This window comes from Nitrobacter sp. (assembly GCF_051535215.1).
GTDB lineage: Bacteria > Pseudomonadota > Alphaproteobacteria > Rhizobiales > Xanthobacteraceae > Nitrobacter.
In genome coordinates this window covers 175,364-192,415 of sequence record NZ_JBPPLY010000002.1, presented here as the reverse complement: position 1 = coordinate 192,415, position 17,052 = coordinate 175,364, and the positions used below count along the sequence as shown (strand labels likewise).

The 17,052-nt window shown below is 58.0% G+C and carries 16 protein-coding genes and 1 pseudogene; 1 reads left to right on the top strand and 16 read right to left on the bottom strand.

The annotated features are described in order from the left end of the window. Nucleotides 1-26: 26 nt before the first annotated feature. From ACS3WB_RS03540 to ACS3WB_RS03510, 7 genes are all read right to left on the bottom strand, one after another. Nucleotides 27-968 carry a FecR family protein gene (locus tag ACS3WB_RS03540; RefSeq protein WP_438274188.1) on the bottom strand — a complete coding sequence of 314 codons (942 nt, stop codon included), beginning with the start codon at nt 966-968 and terminating at the stop codon, nt 27-29. A 110-nt stretch (nt 969-1,078) separates the two neighbouring features. Beyond that, nucleotides 1,079-1,588: an RNA polymerase sigma factor gene (locus ACS3WB_RS03535; RefSeq protein WP_438274187.1), complete on the bottom strand. Its 510-nt coding sequence runs from the start codon at nt 1,586-1,588 to the stop codon at nt 1,079-1,081. 129 nt (nt 1,589-1,717) lie between these two features. Further along, complete coding sequence (locus ACS3WB_RS03530; RefSeq protein ID WP_438274186.1) at nt 1,718-1,903, bottom strand: hypothetical protein; 186 nt, start codon at nt 1,901-1,903, stop codon at nt 1,718-1,720. Next, a complete protein-coding gene (locus tag ACS3WB_RS03525) occupies nt 1,900-3,057 on the bottom strand; it encodes a PepSY-associated TM helix domain-containing protein (RefSeq protein ID WP_438274185.1) in 1,158 nt (385 codons plus the stop codon). The genes ACS3WB_RS03530 and ACS3WB_RS03525 overlap by 4 nt, the downstream gene beginning before the upstream one ends. Before the next feature lie 79 nt (nt 3,058-3,136). Then, the gene (locus tag ACS3WB_RS03520; RefSeq protein ID WP_438274184.1) at nt 3,137-5,587 is read right to left on the bottom strand and encodes a TonB-dependent siderophore receptor; all 2,451 of its coding nucleotides are present in this window, start codon (nt 5,585-5,587) and stop codon (nt 3,137-3,139) included. 286 nt (nt 5,588-5,873) lie between these two features. Further along, entirely contained in the window at nt 5,874-6,812 is a 939-nt protein-coding gene (locus ACS3WB_RS03515) for a FecR family protein (protein ID WP_438274183.1), read from the bottom strand. A gap of 104 nt (nt 6,813-6,916) precedes the next feature. Beyond that, nucleotides 6,917-7,426: an RNA polymerase sigma factor gene (locus ACS3WB_RS03510; protein ID WP_438274182.1), complete on the bottom strand. Its 510-nt coding sequence runs from the start codon at nt 7,424-7,426 to the stop codon at nt 6,917-6,919. A gap of 185 nt (nt 7,427-7,611) precedes the next feature. Here ACS3WB_RS03510 and ACS3WB_RS03505 point away from each other — a divergent pair, with 185 nt between their 5' ends. Then, the gene (locus tag ACS3WB_RS03505; protein ID WP_438274181.1) at nt 7,612-8,295 is read left to right on the top strand and encodes an O-methyltransferase; all 684 of its coding nucleotides are present in this window, start codon (nt 7,612-7,614) and stop codon (nt 8,293-8,295) included. Nucleotides 8,296-8,889: 594 nt separating this feature from the next. On the opposite strand, the gene ACS3WB_RS03500 is transcribed toward ACS3WB_RS03505, so the two are convergent. The 9 genes and pseudogenes from ACS3WB_RS03500 to ACS3WB_RS03460 form a co-directional block, all read right to left on the bottom strand. Further along, nucleotides 8,890-9,234 (bottom strand): hypothetical protein, encoded by a 345-nt coding sequence (locus ACS3WB_RS03500; protein ID WP_438274180.1) that lies wholly within the window; start codon nt 9,232-9,234, stop codon nt 8,890-8,892. A 1,679-nt stretch (nt 9,235-10,913) separates the two neighbouring features. Further along, nucleotides 10,914-11,141, bottom strand: a complete 228-nt coding sequence (locus ACS3WB_RS03495; protein ID WP_438274179.1) for a hypothetical protein — start codon at nt 11,139-11,141, stop codon at nt 10,914-10,916. A 769-nt stretch (nt 11,142-11,910) separates the two neighbouring features. Next, nucleotides 11,911-12,126: a hypothetical protein gene (locus tag ACS3WB_RS03490; RefSeq protein WP_438274178.1), complete on the bottom strand. Its 216-nt coding sequence runs from the start codon at nt 12,124-12,126 to the stop codon at nt 11,911-11,913. Nucleotides 12,127-12,309: 183 nt separating this feature from the next. After that, nucleotides 12,310-12,494, bottom strand: a pseudogene (locus ACS3WB_RS03485) (PepSY domain-containing protein); the annotation flags it as partial. A 7-nt stretch (nt 12,495-12,501) separates the two neighbouring features. Continuing rightward, nucleotides 12,502-12,867: a TonB-dependent receptor domain-containing protein gene (locus tag ACS3WB_RS03480; protein ID WP_438274177.1), complete on the bottom strand. Its 366-nt coding sequence runs from the start codon at nt 12,865-12,867 to the stop codon at nt 12,502-12,504. Further along, nucleotides 12,836-13,771 carry a TonB-dependent receptor domain-containing protein gene (locus ACS3WB_RS03475; protein WP_438274176.1) on the bottom strand — a complete coding sequence of 312 codons (936 nt, stop codon included), beginning with the start codon at nt 13,769-13,771 and terminating at the stop codon, nt 12,836-12,838. The genes ACS3WB_RS03480 and ACS3WB_RS03475 overlap by 32 nt, the downstream gene beginning before the upstream one ends. An 82-nt stretch (nt 13,772-13,853) precedes the next feature. Then, complete coding sequence (locus ACS3WB_RS03470) at nt 13,854-14,885, bottom strand: helix-turn-helix domain-containing protein (RefSeq protein WP_438274175.1); 1,032 nt, start codon at nt 14,883-14,885, stop codon at nt 13,854-13,856. 19 nt (nt 14,886-14,904) lie between these two features. Next, nucleotides 14,905-16,284 carry an amidohydrolase family protein gene (locus ACS3WB_RS03465; protein ID WP_438274174.1) on the bottom strand — a complete coding sequence of 460 codons (1,380 nt, stop codon included), beginning with the start codon at nt 16,282-16,284 and terminating at the stop codon, nt 14,905-14,907. A gap of 313 nt (nt 16,285-16,597) precedes the next feature. Then, nucleotides 16,598-16,801 (bottom strand): hypothetical protein, encoded by a 204-nt coding sequence (locus ACS3WB_RS03460; protein WP_438274173.1) that lies wholly within the window; start codon nt 16,799-16,801, stop codon nt 16,598-16,600. Nucleotides 16,802-17,052: the final 251 nt, after the last annotated feature.

Below are 17,052 nucleotides of genomic sequence, written 5' to 3'. Positions count from 1 at the left end.
GAGGTCGTCCGGGAGATATTTTTGAATCAGCGGTGCAGGAGGATGAGATAGTCGGTCAGCCGAGTTGAATGCAGGCCGAGCGATCTTTCCAGGAAATCGATCACGCGGAGGGGATCGGCGGTATCGAACACGCCGCTGACGCGCTGATCGCGCATCGCGGCGTCAGTAATTCGAATTGTTCCGCGATGATAACGGTTGAGCTCGGCAACCACTTGTCCCAGCGGGCGATCGACAAAGATGAGCTTGCCTCTCAACCACGCGGTTTCGACGCTGGCATCGACCGAACGCACCGCGCCGAGGCCGGTGGCCGAATAGTCAACCGCCTCGTCGGGCGCGAGCGTAATTAATGCCGGCGCGCCCACGGGATAGGACACGCCGACGCGGCTCTCCAGCACCGTGACCGTCGCGCCGTCGCCGTCGTTCCTGACATCGAATTCGGTGCCGAGAGCGCGCGCTTCGCCACCGGCTGCATCGACCAGAAACGGCCGCGACGGATCCTTGGTCACGGTGAAGACCGCCTCACCCCGCAGCAGCCTCACCCGTCGGACTCCTGCATCATAGGCGAGCGCGACGGCACTCTCGGTATTCAGCACCACCTTCGAGCCGTCCGGCAACATCAGCGTCCGCGTCTCGCCGACGCCGGTATAGCCATCCGCCCGAAGCCGCATCGGCAAGTCGAATGCAAAACCGAGGCCGACGACAACGAGAAGCGCCGCCGCTAACGCCGTTGCATGCCTGGTGAGAGCCGTCCATCCAATGCCGCGCGACTTCTCCACCTCGACGGGGCGCGGAAGGCGGCCGACATTTTCCCACGTACCTCCAATCTCGGCATAGGCGGTGCGGTTTTTCGGGTCGGACAGCCACCGCGCAAACTCCTGCGTCTCGCCGGGCGAAAGCGGCCCGGCGTCGCGCCGAACGAACCATTCGGCGGCTTCCTCAATCGCCGGCTGTTTCTCGCCACGGTTCATCGCTCTTTCACGTCCCGATATCCGTTCCCGCGCGGGGCAGCGGTTTTCCGCCTGTTCATCCTCTATGACGGATAACTTCTAGAGAAGAGGAGGTCGAAGAGCGAACGAATTCAATCGCTCTCGCGCAGCCGTCTGGTGCAATGGACGAGCGCAAGCCTGAGATGTTTCTCGACCATGCTGCGGCTGATTCCCATCCGGCGTGCAACCTCCTCCTGCGACAGGTCGTCGAACCGACGCAGGATGAAGCATTCGCGGCAACGGGGCGGCAATTCCGCAATCGCTTGTGAAAGCAGCGCCAGCCGCTCTCTGGCGATAAGCTGACGCTCGATATCGGTTGCCGGGTCGATTGCATCGACTGTGACCGTCAAGCCTGTTGCGACCTGCGAATGAACCCTCTCCCGGCGCTGATGGTCGGTCACGAGATTTCCGACGACGCGATAGAGATAGGCGCGCGGATTTTCGACGACCTCGTCCCGATGCCCTGCGAGACGCAGGTAGGCCTCCTGCACGATTTCCTCCGCAATCGCCCGATTGCGCAGCCGGCGGACGGCAAACGCGCGCAACTCGGCGTAATGCGCCTTCACCACATGATAGAATCGCGGAATTGCCAGCTCGGACATCATCCCTCGGACCTGAAACCGGTCCGCCATCCCCTGCCCGGTCATCTATAAGGGAAGGTCAAACAGCCGCAATATCAATTGTTTATATCTGTTCTAAAGTTTGCAGAGCAACGGCAGGTCTTCGTCACGTCAATTCTCGACGACGACGACATACCAAGCGACGATGGCAAGTGGCGAGGCAAGCGCGATCCAGGAAAGTCCCCACCAGATGCCACCTTGTCCGAGCAAGGCCGAAAGCAGGCCGAACACAGTCAGCAACGCCAGTGCCACCGGCCAGCGCCAGATACTCCACATCAATCGCGTCTGTGGGCTCATTCGGCCGCTTCCCGCGAAGCCCCAAGGTTGAATTCCGCGTTGGAATTGCCCTCGCCGGATCCGGCCTCGACTCGTGAGCGCTTTCCGAACCAGAGATAGAGCCCGCTTGCGAGAACGACGATGGTGACGAGATCGAGCAAAATCCAGATGATCTTCAGCGGCACGCCGCCGTAGTCGCCGAAATGGAGCGGGCGTGAAACCTCAAGCGCTCGCAGATACCACGGCATCGCCACGATGCCGTCGAGATTGCCGGTCCGCGCGTCGACCAGCACCGGATTGAACAGGCGGGAGGTCAGCGGCGTCTCACCCTTCGCCCACAGCATATAGTGATAGGGCGTGCCGAATTTGGAGCCAGGGAAAATAATGCTGCTCACCCTCATGTCCGGCAGAGCCGCCTTGGCCGCATCCTGAGCCGACTGCACCGAACCGAAGTCGGAGACTGCGGGGACCGGATGATCTCGCCATGATTCCAACATCGCAGCGACGTCGGTTCGCTGCCATAATCCAAATAACGGCGTGGAGAGTTCGTTCATTGCTCCTGTCGCTCCGACCACTAGCGCCCAAGCGAGCGTGGTAACGCCGAGCAGGTTGTGCATGTCGAGCCATTTAAGGCGCGGCGAGCGCCCGCGACGCACGCTGCCGAAGTCGAGCCTCCGCATGAACGGCGAATAGAGCACAATGCCGGAAACGACGGCGACAACGAACAGGAGCGCCATCGATCCCATGAACAGTTCACCGGGGAGCCCCATGAACAGATCTCGATGCAAATCAAGCATCAGGCCCGTGAAGGTCGCAGGCTCTTCGCCGATGGGCTTCGACCGCTTCAGCACCTCACCTGTGCGCGCGTCGAATTTGATCCAGTGTTGTGCCTTGGGATTGGCGTTCGCAATCTCCCATGACGGCGCCATCGAGACGATGACTTTCGGCTCGTCGTCGTCGATGAAGATGGAAGTGATGATTTCGCCCGGATAGAGTCCCCGGCTCGCCGCTACAAGACGATCGAGATTGGCCGCCGGCGTTTCAGCGGGCAACGCCGCGTAAGGCGGATCGTTGCCGAGCCAATTGTCGATCTCTTCCTCGAAAACGAGCGGCAGCCCGGTCAGGCATATAAGCAACAGAAATAGCGTGCAGACGAGGCTCGTCCACGTGTGCACCCAAACCCATCGCCGTAGCACCGCACGCGTCACATCGTGTGTCCAACAATACGCAAGCTATCCAGCAGCCGGCAGGTCGTTACCAGCGGTACGTCACTGTGCCAAGAATTTTTCGACGCAGGCCATAGGCGCAATAATCGGCATTCAAGCATGTCGCGACGTACTCCTTGTCGAACAGGTTCGACGCATTGATCGCAACCTGCAATCCCCGCAAGCTCGGATTGTTCACGCCAAAATCGTAGCGCAACGCCGCGTCGACGACAGTGGCGTCCGGAATACTGAACGTGTTGGCGTCGTCGCCAAAGCTTTTCCCTACGTAACGAACACCGGCACCGAAACCCACCCCTCCGGCCGGGCCGGCCTTGATGGTGTAGTCCGCCCACAGCGACGCCATCATATCGGGAAGGCCGACCGGAGTGCTGCCCACGGCGAGACCTATATTGGAGCTTTTGGTGACAGTCGGAGACATGCGGCTGAACGACGCCACCACGTTCAGGCTCTCGCTGAGAGAAGCGACCGCCGAAAGCTCGATCCCGCGCGACCTTATCTCCCCGACCTGGATGCTGGTCCGTCCGCCGGTGGCGGGATCCGGAGTCAAAACATTCTGCTGTGTCAGGTCATAGACGGAGAACGTGACAAAACCATTCGTCCCGTTGGGCTGGAATTTGAGGCCCGCTTCATATTGCGTACCCGTGGTCGGCTTGAAGGGAGCCAAATTGGCGTCGACACCGATGGTCGGCAGAAACGACTGAGCAAAACTGACATATGGAGCGATGCCGGAGTCGAAGACATAGACCGCGCCGGCGCGCCCCGTGAAGGCACGATCGGTTTGGGGGGTGGAGTCGATGAACTGGTCCAGATAGAAAACATCCGTACGGGCCTTCGCGCTGTCAGAACGCCCGCCCAAGAGAAGGTTCAACTTGCCGATTTCGATGTGATCCTGGGCATAGAAGCCGAGTTGAGATTGGGTCTGGTTGGTTTTGTCCGTGAGTTCCGGAATCGGAATCGACTGAAAATAGACAGGATTGAAAATATCGATCGGCGGCACCTCGCTGGGATCGAAATTGTAGCCGAGCTGCTGGCGATAGCTGGTGTTTTGATAATCGACGCCTAACAGAACCTTGTGCCGTACCGGACCGGTCGCGAAATCGGCCTGCAACTGATTGTCGACGGCAACCCCGTTCAACTGGTCACGCAGCCGCCAGGCGTAGCGGTTGAGGGTATGGAAATCGGCGTCGAGATAGCTCGCATAAATCCTGTCGAACGCCGAATCCACATGGCTATAGCGGAGGTTCTGCCGAACCGTGAAGACGTCGTTGAAACGATGCTCGAACTGATAGCCAATCTCGCCGAGCGTCCTCGAATAGCGATCGAAAGCCGGATCCCCCGCATTGAAGCTTGTGGGAATCTTCGCGCCCGGCATGAAGGGGTTGGTAAGCACCGTGCCGTAGCCGGGCACCCAGTTGTAGAAACCGACATTTGGATCATGCTGATAGTTTGCAAGCAGCGTCAGCGAAGTGTCGGCGTCCGGCCGCCAGCGGAGCGCGGGCGCGATGGAAATTCGTTCGTCTTTGGCGAAGTCGACCTGGGTGTCGGACTTATGGCCGATACCGCTCACGCGATAGGTCCACTCCTTGCCGGCATCGATCGGCCCGCCAAAATCGAATGCGGTCTGAACCCGTTTGTAATTACCGAACTGAAGCTGAACCTCGTGGAAGGGTACGTCGGTCGGACGCTTGCTGACGAGGTTCACGGTGCCTCCTAAGTCCCCCTGTCCATAGAGAACCGACGCAGGCCCGCGCAGCACCTCAATGCGCTCCAGATGGTAGGGATCGATCTGCGGCAGCGCGTAGCCGCCCGACATCTGGAGCCTCAATCCATCCTGGTACTGGTTCACGGGGAAGCCGCGCGCATAGATGTAATCCAGCGCCGTCATGGCCCCCCGCGATTCCGGCTGTACGCCCGCCGAGTAGCGCAGAGCTTCCGGCACGCTTTGTACCTGCTGTTCGTCGATCTGCTGACGGGTGACGACGGAAACAGAGGCCGGCGTGCTAATGATCGGCGTGTTCATTTTGGTGGCACTGCTGCTGTTCTCGGCCACGTAACCATGGACGGGACCAAATGCCTGCTGTCCGCCTTCGATCTCGATTGTGTCGAGCGGGATGGCACCGGGAACAGAGGCAGCCGCCGTGCGCGTCGATCCGGTCCGTTCTATCGTGACCGTGCTGGCATTGGTAAATCGATAGACCAGTCCTGTCCCGGCAAGAAGCCGCCTCAATGCTTCTCCCTTGGAGAACGCTCCCTGCACACCGTTCGTGCGCATGTTCCGGGCAACGTCAGCGGTATAGAGTACCTGAAGATCGGCGGCATTCCCGAACGAGGCCAAGGCCGGCGCCAGCGGTTGCGCGGGAATGGAGAACCGGATCACAGCATGATCCGCTGCTCCGGGATTTGCCGTAACCCGCTGCGGCGCCTGCGCCAGGGCACATTCGCCTGTTATGGCTGCAACAATCAACGCGGCCGCGCCCAACGCGCCGTTTCTCGATCCCATGTAACTCGCCCTCGTCCCTTCGAATCGAGCCATCGGATGAACCGATGACTCCCTGCTTGTCCAAGACGAAGGCCGATGGCGCTTACCTCACCTCAGCTAGAACTCTTTCAAGATGTGCTTGCAAGATGTGCTTGGATTTTGAGCGGAGCGTGCGCCCTGGCGCGTACCCGCAAAAGTAGATGGCGGTTCTGCGATGGGGATAGGTGCAAATTATTGATCAAGTACATTTTCTCAGGGCTAGCCGGATTCCACTTAGCGGAAATGCTCAGGCCGGACGAATAAGAACGAGATAGGGCGTAATGCTGGTCATCGTGACCGGCAGGGTGCGAGCAATCGCGTCCAATACCCCACCGGGATTTCGGACATTGAAAATGCCGCTCACCCGCAGCGCACCGAGCCCGTCGCCAAACAGGACGATGCGTCCTGCCCTGTAACGGTTGAGGTCGCTGATGACGCTGATCAATGATTCATCCTCGAAGATCAGCTTGCCGCTACGCCAGGCGACCTCGGTCTGGCCGGCCGGCTTCATGCTGCCAAGCCTGCGGTCGTCATAGGCAATCTGCTCGCCGGCCCCGAGCGTGGCCTGCGTACCGCCAGAGCCGCCGTCCATGCGCACTGTGACAGCATGTTCAAGCACGGTCACGACTACGCCGTCATTTGCACAATGGACGACGAACTGCGTTCCGAGCGCAGTCGTGACGCCGTTGCGGGCGACCACCGAGAACGGGCGATCGTCAGCGGCGGAGACCTTGAACAAAGCCCTGCCCCGTTGCAACTGGACCCGGCGTTCCCTTTCGGCAAAATTCACCGAAAGGGCCGTGTCTGCGTCGAGCTCGGCCTGGGAACTGTCGGGTAGCGTAACGGTGCGGATTTCACCTATCTCAGTGGTGATGCCGCCCGTGAGCCAATCCCAGACGCCGGCCCGGTAGCCCGCACCAAGTATGGCCGCCACGCCGATCGCGGACCCGCCCGTCTTCAGCGCTCGGCGCCGCGATACCCGCCGCGGATCTTCCACCGCCTCAAGCCGGCCCCACATGGCCGCAAGTTTCTCGAACTCGGCCTGATGCGCCGGATCGGCGGCCTGCCAGTGTCGGAACGCAACCCGCTCCTCGGTGGTCGCATCGCCGGAATTCAGCCGGACAAACCAGGCCAGCGCCTGATCGCGCGCCGTCGGTGGCGATTGCGGTTCGGAGCGTTTTGACATTCAAACCGGGTGTCCATAAGGGCTGAAGAGGAGATCATCGCACGCCCTTCGAATCCAGAGACGTCGCAGAGCCTCGATGCCTCACCTCGCGCCTTGGAATAAATTCAATCGATCAGTCCGTCCAGCCGGTTGCGGCAGTGGCCGATCGCCTTCATCATATGCTTCTCGACCATGCTGGTGGAAATCCGCAGTTGATCCGCGATTTCGCGATAGTTCAACCCGTCGAACCGGTTCAGAAGGAATACCTTCCGGCAACGCGGCGGCAATTCATCGATTGCGTCGGCGAGCGTCCGGATGGCCTGCCTGTAAGCCAACACAGTTTCAGCGTCGGGCAGGCTGTCGGGCGTGTTTTGTGCGACATCGAGACTGACGAAGCGGTTCGATTGCAGCGACCGACGGCGCAGATAGTCGATAGCCAGATTATCAACGACCCGGTAGAGATAGCCTTTCTGATTTTCGACGAGCTCGGCCGAAGGAGACGAAGTCATCAGCCGCACGAAGGTATCCTGAATGATGTCCGCGGCAATGTCCGAGGACTGGACCTTTTTGGAAGCCTGTCGCAAAAGGTCCGCGCCAAAGCGCCGGAACAAATCCTGCAAATCCCAAGCTGACACGAGCCGCTCCGTGCAGAAAGTAAACTGAAAGGCTTGCAACCGCCCCATATCAAATATTTCATTTCGCTTAGGCGGAAGCGGAAAGCGTAGCAACCGGTACCGGCTTAGAGCCTTTCTAAGCGGCGAGATCCGCGAGCGGGGCGATCACTGTCTTACAATCTTGACGATCGCTATGGGGGTTCTTGATGAGTGTGTTGCAGGATCCTGAGCTTGAGCGGCAGCTCTCTGCTTTACACGCCATGAGCGATTCTCAGAATGAGGCGTTGTTCGCATTTTATCAGGAGCATCACCGGCCCGAAGCACCGCTTTCCCCGGAAAACGATCCTCACGTCAAGAAATTCCTGAGCGACAAACTCGTCGCGCTCGATCGCGAGAAGGCAGAGTTCTGCTACCAGCTTTGTCGTGCGACAAACGCCCGCCGCATCGTCGAGATCGGAACCTCCTACGGAGTTTCGACGCTTTATCTCGCGGCCGCTGTCCGCGACAATATCCGGACCAATGGTGGTGAAGGGCTTGTGATAGGCACGGAATACGAACGGTCGAAGGCAGACGCGGCACGTAAAAACTTCGCAGATGCCGGATTGGATGGCCTGATCGAACTGCGGGAAGGTGATCTTCGCGAGACCCTCAAGCGAATCGAGACAAGTATCGACTTCATGCTGGTGGACATCTGGATTCCGATGGCGCGGCCCGCGCTTGAGCTGGTGATGTCACATCTGCGGCCAGGCGCGATCGTGATCTGCGACAACACCGGACGTTTGCGCGCCGAATATGCAGATTATTTTTCTGTCATCGAGAAGCCGGCCCATGGCTTCAGAACCATGACGCTTCCATTCGACGGAGGTCTCGAAATGTCGGTTCGTATCTGACTATCGCTGCGCTCACGGAGTGATACGCGGCAGGCGGATCACCCCAATGCGACCAAGTCGAATGAAGTAGCTGGCGTTCAGAAGCCAAGTTATAATTTCTCTATTCCTGCAGGCTATATTGCGCCCTTCGATCGTGTGCCCCCCTTGTGAGGGCCGCTGTGGGCTTTCTTGTGTGCCGGCGCGAGCATTACATTTCTGCGTCGCATGCGGAGCACCGCGATGCCTCGCATCAGGAAAGACCTAGCGGATCGGATGGCGGCGCCGCCGCCAATCGCGGGCCGGCCGCAGTCATATTTCCGCGTCTCAACCGGTCGATAAGGAAACCATGCTGCCGAATCCGTTCGCCGAAATCGGACAGCCGCACCGGCGTAAGCCCAGCGGAACCAAGAAGCCGGCCGCGCCGTGAGCCAAACGAACTCACTGGCGCGGGAAGTTGCCGCGCGGTGACGAATGCGCTCAACAATTGGGAGCTGGTTGGCACAAGCCACGTTGGCGCCGATTTCACCGTCGAAAGTTAAGATCGATCCGGCGTACGATGATCGAATGGTTCGGGTTTGCAGAGGGATACGCGCTGCAACAGCGCCAGACGTCCCATCAGCGTCGCTGCAACTTCTCCACTCCTACCCAAGGCGAGACGAGAATCGACGGACGCCCAAAATTTTTCGTTGCGCTTCCGCAACCGATCAAAGAGCCGGTGGAAACCCCGCCCGTATAAGGATTATCCAAGTTACAAGTTTTGCCCTCGAATGCGCCGCACGAATAGCCTTGAGAATTGTAGGTATTGATACTCACAAGCGACCCGCCATTCACGCCACTTGGCGCAATGCACATGCAAGTGCATTTTCCGGTTCCTTGTTTCGGCAGTGCATACGCAAGCTGAGGCATAGCAACAACGAAGGAAAGGAGAGCAGCTAATTTTAAGCTCTTTTGAATCAGCATGATCATTCCTCCACACGGCTAACTGTTATGTTAGTATGAAGATCAAACCTTCGGTTCAAAGGCCGGTAGTGACAGACTTCCGGAAAACAAGCGGCCCGCAGTGCATATTGTCAGAATGGACGCCTTAAAAGAGCTTTGCATTGTTGTCGGGATTTTTATCGTACTTAATTTGATCGGGCAGTTTGTGCCGCCTAACCGGAATCACGGCGTGTTGCAGGTCGGTGACCTTCGATGCTCTCTATCGCTTTTCGGTTACGGCTATGTTTGTGAAGATACCCGCCGATGACCCCCAAATGCTCTAGGGACCCCGACCAGTTCGCCAAGGCGGGTTGTCGATGAACCAGGGGCAGAGACTTGTTCTATTTTTGCTCGTATTTTTGAGTCCGACTGCGACGCTCGTCTACATTTCAGTCTTCGAAATTCGTGAGGCGTCTTCTGATCACTTTCTCATTATTGCATCGATCGCTTTAATTTCATTTCTTGTAACGGTTTTGGCGACTTTATCGTCTATGAGAATCTTTAATGTGGGAGACAAAGTGCGCTTTGTCAGGGCTGGTTGGTCCAACTGTGCCCTCTGCATCTTGGATTTTTGTATTTTGCGCTTTTAATTTACGGGCGTCGGTTCTCATCGCATGTCTGCGTTGGATCGAAGTGCGATCTTTATCCGGCCATCTGGATCGCGCTCGCGTGGATGCATTTCTGTATTCGATCACTTGCTTGCTCATGGTCCTAGGAGGACACCCAAAGAACGTTAGAAATGTCTAGCTTGGATGATATCGTAGCCGGATATCGGGGGCAGTGTCCGTGCTACGGATCGATCGGGTGAATGGCGCGGTTTTTATTTGCTCGCCGGTCAGAGCTCCGATAGATCGCTCGGCACTACGCCGAACGACCGCAACACAACAGCATCCTTAAAATCACCTCTGCCGGATCGCCGGTACGACTGCAAGCCACAGCGCCGATATGTCGCTCAGTGCGTGCGAAGAGCAGGGCGAAGGTTTGGAAGGAATTGAGCGCGTCGTGGTATGAGGCGTTAAGTCGACGGACGAAGCTGCTGAGGCCGATTGAGTCCACGACACGAGAAGCGCTGCGGACACGTGCGATCACCAAAACTCCTTCTCGTCCTCATGGTCAACGAGGCCTTGTTCCGCGTGTCGCGAATGAGGTGGGGTGAGAAGTCCTAGACGTTCGCTTTCTGCGGCGGCTTCGGTCGCGATGATACGAAACGCCTCCTGCGAGCGGGTGCCTTTCGCGGCGGATTGAAGAATCCGTTCGGCCATTAGCACTTGTGTTGATGAATCGGGGCAGACTTCCAATTCGGCCTATGCAAGCGCGCCCCTCATGATCGTAACTAGCTCTGCATCAAACATACCGCACAGTCTCAATTTTGGCGTGGCTGTACCAAGAGTCGGCGACAGCCGTACTGCGGAACTCTGACGATGATGAGTCGAGCGGATTAAACTTCAGACACGTTAGGTCACATCGTCACACGACGATGTGACTGACCATACACGTAGTTTGTACTCAGCATTCGCCTTGAAAATGGCCGACCGCGTTTATGAGTTCGCCGTCCAGCTAGACGTGACTCCGTTTATTCATCCGGATCGGCGGAACGGAATGCCGCAGCTACGTGAGCCGGTGGATATGAACCAGTTTGGACGGCGGCCAGCGGGGAGAATCTAGCAATGCGCTTGTTGTAGCTCGGCTTCTATTGTGCGGCGCTGGTGCTTATCGGAAAAAGGAAGTTCTGTCTCACTCTGTTGAATGGCCGGTTTCGCGATCCGAGATGTAGTGCCGTCCCGATTGGTGACGATGCTGTATTCTACGGTGTTTTCTACCCAATGTAGGACGAACGCCCCGCGATCTTTTCCTTCGGTCCGCTCATCGATCGACACCAGTTTCTTCATCGCAGCCTCCTTTCATGAGGGTCGTCTTTAGTTACCGTGACGCACGGCGTCAGACGCCAACTCATGCACGTTCCGGCCGGTAACGTGTAGCCGTCTCCGCTGCAGATCGGGCATTCGCCATTGTCATAGTCGTGCGACATCGTTTGCAACGGATGTGTCATGAACCCAACATTCGATGGCGCCGGAAAACCGCTGCTTTGCGGACATTGATACGGAGAAGGTCAATAAGCTTCCGGTAGGAAAAGCGAGAGACGCGCTTCGTAAGAAAGCCGGTGACCACGAATCAGCCGCGCAGCGCCGATTGGCGGGAGAGGCTTTCTACAACTACTGAAATTGCCGCGCCGAGCGACGCTTTCGGCTATTTCCGCTTCAGCCCTAATTCAACCAGCCGGCGGATGACGGCCTGGTTTGCGCACCCTCTATCCCGCGTTCGGCGCAGCCTGACATGCGGGACGTCGTGGCCTCGTCTCCAAGTGTTTCGAGCAATGTTGCCGTGGATTCACCGGATATTGCCGATCATCCGCCGCTGGGCTTGGGACTTCTGCTTCCTAATGTTCGAGACAGCCGTGTAAGATCTATTGGGGCGAACTCGAAATAAGCTCGCGGCCCGGCTACGATACAGGCGAATATGATCGCTTGCGCCGCAAACCCACCCGGCGCGTTGAATGATCTTCCGATCACGCCCCGGTAAGCCATTGAAGTCGCGTTCCTTCGTCAGTTCGTAAGCTTGCGAGCGCCAGCCCATCGTGGCGTCTCCTGATAGAGCGCGTCAGTTCGGTTTGCTCCGAAGGTTCTTGAACGACGCATCTATTTCGCGAAGCTTCCCGAGCACGACCTTCTGCCGCTCCTCGCGCGTTCCCGGCCCATTCTCAAGGTAGGCTTCGAGAGTGTTCTTGACCTGTCGAACCGTCGTCTCCTTGCTTTCAGGACCGTCGCTGAACCGCGACAATATCTCCCTTATCTGCTGTTCATCTTCGTCGCTCATCTGCACAATCCTCACAGGCGGGCCGGCTAGTATGAAGCGAGCGTGCCCAGGTGGCTAGCGCCAACTGGAGCAAGAAAATCCTATCCTCACGCTCCGGCATCAAGTGATGCTGGCGATCGTCGACGGCAAGTGAAACGCTAGGGGGCATGTGAAGTTCTGCCACGAGTTGAGTGGCTTTTGGTGCAATCGATCCAAAGATGCCCGGGGGTATCCGCTGACATCGTAGGGGCGGAAATTTCCTCCTCGAATAGATCGTCAATCTCATGGTGAAAAATCAGCGGCAGTCCTGTCACGCAGAGCATCAGCAAAAACAACATGCTGACGAGCGATGTCCATGTATGAATGCGTGACCATATCTTGATCGTCATTTGTGCATCAGAAGTTAAATGTAGTCGATACCAGATAGGTTCGAGGAGCTGCGAGCGTGATAACCCCGCTATACGCCGAGGCCCAGTAAGCCTGGTTGGCGACGTTCTCGACGCTGGCACGCACGACGATCGGCTTTCCATTCCAGGGCGACGCAAAGGTGTATCGCGCCCCGAGATCGACACGCGTCCACTCGGGTATACTCAGAGTGTTTGTGGCATTCACGTATTGCGAACCTGTGTAGATGACGCGGCTGGTGAGCGTAAGCCCGGGCACGAAAGGCGTATCCCATTCCGCGCCGATATTCGCGGTGACGGTGGGAACGCCGATGGCTTTCTTGCCGTCATTGACCCCGCCCTGGGTCTTTTCCTGCACACCGTCGCATGGCAACGCCGCCAAGGGCGCGGATGGCTGGTGTGATTTCGCCGAACACGTTGAGCTCTACGCCGCGATTGCGCTGCCTGCCGTTGAGCTCCTGCGTCGCGCTCACGCCAGAGCCGATCGTGAGGAGGCCCGGCTGGTTGATGTCGAAATAGCTCAGCGTCGCGGTGAGCCGGCCTGCGTCGAACTTGATGCCGCCTTCAGCTTGCTGCGTTTGCGACGGCGGGAATACGGTCCCGGCATTCGCATACAACGGGCCAACCACAACAGGCGTTTGAAGGCCCTCGATATAGTTCGCATAAAGCGAGATATGCTCGACCGGTTTGACGACAACGGCGTATGCCGGACTCCACACAGACGAGTCATGCTCGGGGCGGCTGGCAGACCCCGGCGGCCCCAGAAAAACCGTCACCTCCGAGCCGGCGGTCTGATGACGAGCGCCGATCGTGAACTGCACCCGATCGTCCAGCATTGACATGGTATCTGATATGCCAACGCTGGAGACCCGCACGCCGGTTATCTGGCTGATATTTAATGTGCTGAAGTTGGGCTTCGCTATGTTCGTCGGCTCGGTGTAGAGGTTCCAGAAAATCAGATTTGCGATCGGACTTCTTGTACGCGCCCAGAGGGTCTGGTTATAGGTCCGATCGTTGATCGCGTAATTGACGTTGATCGCGTGATTGATGGGGCCGGTATTGATCTTCGCCCGGATGCCCGCCTCACCCGCGAAAGTCTCGAACGTCTCCTTGCCGGTAGCAGGCTGCCCAAAGAGTCCCCCAAGTTGGAATGCTCCGGGCGGGGACGACAATTGCCCCGGCACAGCGTTGGAGATACTGGGTGAGGGAGACACATAGTTGATGTTGCTGTCGTGATAGCCAAATGCCGCATAGGCCGTCATCCAATCGGTTAGGTAACCTCTCCTTTGAAGGAAGAGCATCCCTAGAACGTGATGATTTTACGTTTGTGCATATCCTGCCCGCTCACTCTGACGTGCATTGCGGTGAGGCTAAGCCATTGCCGAGCTTTCGGGTCAGCGTTTTCGACGGCGTTTCGCCATATGTCCGCCGGTACTCCACCGCAAAGCGCCCGAGGTGCAGAAAACCGTACCTGAGCGCGGTGCGCGTCACATTGGTCGAGTTGTCTGGGTTCAACAGTGTTCGTCGGACCATGGCAAGCCGCCGACGCCGAAGGTAGGACAGCGCACTCAAGCCCGTGCGTTCCTTGATGATCGCTTCGAGCGTTCGAAGCGACATCCCGGTTTCGAGGCAAAAGCGTTCCATACTGAATATCTGATCGGCGTATTCGTCAACGAAGCGGTCGACCCGCGCCATCGCCTCAGTCCGGCGCCAGGTCGCTAAATGATCCCGCTTTCCTTGCCCTTCGGTGATCGATGAAACAAGCTCCGCCAGCACAACATCGCGCAAGATGGCGATTCCGTTGCCAGCGAAGGTCGACAGATTCTGACAGGACAATGTGCGCAGGACGCAGTTCACTTGACGATACAAGGCATTCAGCCTCGCCGTGCATCTCGGGTCGGTCAAGATGTTGGCGTCGTGATGCAGATAGGCAGGAACAGAGTGTTTTCCCAGGATTTCGATGGCGTCGAACAACACATCACGATCAACAGTGAAGACCCCGACCTCATGCGTCCCTTTCGTCAGGAATTGATGTTTCACTCCGCCGTTGGACGACGCGAGGTACCGGGCATCGACCTCCTTCCCGTTAAGCAGTGCGGTATCGCCCTGGATGCACGGCAACAGGAAAGAGATCGTGGAGGCATTTTCAATAAAGCGGGAGCGGATCAGGACAGGGCTCTCGAACGCAACCGAGCGAGCCGAAAAGCCCTCCCCCAAACTGGTCGCCCGAATCGTTCCCTCAAAAGGCTGCCCGTTGAACGGCAGGATGCCGAACGTGCCGCCGGGCATGGTTGCCGCCATCACGTCCGGATCGTCGAATCTCAGTTCGGCTGTCGCCTCGAAGCCCAGCCGCTGCGAATCCGGAACCTGGGCCATTTAGCTCGTACACCTCGGGTTATGTCGCCAACGTATTTTTGTAGATGCGACCGTCCTTCATGATGACCTTCAAGTTCTTGTCTGGATCAGCGATCAGCTTGATGTTGGCAATCGGGTCGCCATCGACGAGAAGAATATCGGCATAGGCGCCCGCTTCAATCACGCCGATCTTGCCCGGATAGGGATTACGCGGGCCGGACATCGCCAATAGCGCGGCATTCGTACTGGTCGCCATGGTGAGGATTTCGCCATTCGAGTACCAGCGCGACATCGTGGCGAGGATGGCCCCCTGATTCTTGGTCATTGTCGGGTCGAACAGAATGTCCGTGCCCCAGGCCGTCTTGAGTCTGTGCTTCTTCGCCAGAGTATAGGCGGTGTCGGTGCCGGCGAACATGATTTTCTGCTTTTCACGGTTTGCCGATCCCTCCGGAAAAGGATTGGCGAACTCGTTCTGAATGAAGGCCTGCGAGGAGAACCATATCCCCTTGTCGGCCATAATCCTCGCTGTCTCTTCATCCATCAACTGGCCGTGGTCGATGCAGCGTACACCACCGCGGATCGCAGTCTGGATCGCGCGCGGCGTGTAGGCATGAACGGCAACATAGGTGCCCCAGTTCTCGGCAGAGTCGACGGCAGCGCGGAATTCGGCCTCGGTATATTGGCTGACGTCGATCGGATCGTAGTTGGATGCGACGCCGCCACCAGCCGCCAATTTGATCTGGCTCGCACCGTGCATCAACTGCTCGCGAACCCTCTTCATCACCTGATCGGGACCATCGGCAATGGATCCGCCCCCGATGGCATCACCATGCGAGAGCGGCCCGTTCATGGGTGCCGGGACTTCATAAGGGAAACGGAAATCGCCATGCCCCGAGGTCTGCGAGATCATCGCGCCCGACGGCCAGATGCGTGGACCGGGATTGACGCCGCTGTCGATCGCGCGCTTCAATCCGAAGGCAGGCCCGGCCATGTCACGAACGCTGGTAAAGCCGCGCATCAGCGTCTTGTTTGCCTCTTCCGCCGCGACCAGATTGATAAAGCCGACATCGGCAGTCAGCAGATCCATCATGGAAATTGCGGCCATGGTGGAGTGCCAATGGCAATCGATCAGGCCGGGCATGAGCGTGCGGCCACCGCCATCGATTACGTTGACACCCTCGGGTGCTGGAGTCGACGCTGCTTCGACACTCTTGATCTTGTTGCCCTCGACGACGAGGCGCTTGCCCTCGATGAGCTTATTCGATGTCCCGTCGAACAACTTGATATTGGTGAAGGCGATCGGCCTGGTCGGTGCAGCGGGAATACCGGCAGATGCTTCCTTCGGCCAGAACGCCAATGTCGCGCCAGCGGCGGCAGCGCCCGTCAGGAATGACCGGCGCGAGAATTTCTGCTCGACCAAGGCATTCAGCCGGGCGAAAGCCGGACTATGACAAATGCAGCCGAAACCCGATTCCGATATTTGGTCGACGGGCGTGCATGTGAACATAGAAGCCTCCTTTCAAGCAATCGCGGCAAGCAACCGGGGTGAAACAATCATTTTACGCTTAAGCGAGATGCCTCCAATTTTGTTGACAGCAAAGGGCAACGCTATCCAAATATCGCGAGTTTTGTGCGAAATATTTCCTTGAGAGTCTTACTCAAAAAGGGAGTGAGTGGTGATTTGCGACGGTCACAGCCTCCGTCTGGCTCGCCAAGATTGAGAAATTCGATCCTCAACTTTCGCGAACGTTGCATATTCCAACATCCGCCCGCCCACTGACGACCAAGTCCGTCACTCTATCGGAAACGATTCGAACTTTTTCACCGCCAAACGCCTGGCGGACGATTTCGTAAACCGTGCGCGCAGGCAGCCGGGCATGCTCCTCCACGTCGCGAATATCGCTGTTTCTGTTTTGCTCCTTGGTTTGCCCGTCCATCCGGGCGTACTCGTCGGCCGGGTCAGAGTTACCCAACTAACGTGGTCTGGCGCCGCAGGCGAAAGGATCGTCGGGAGGCGCCGGCACTCTCGACATGCCGCATTCGCTACTGTTTGGGGCAGGTTCAGGATGGCCCCCCGCTGTCCGGACCGGTTCCGGTCGATGAGCCCGTAGGTGCCGAGCGCATGTCAGGACGCGGGTTTTGAGGCTGATAGGGCTTCAGAGTAGTCGGATGAGCGCGGTCGGTCGCG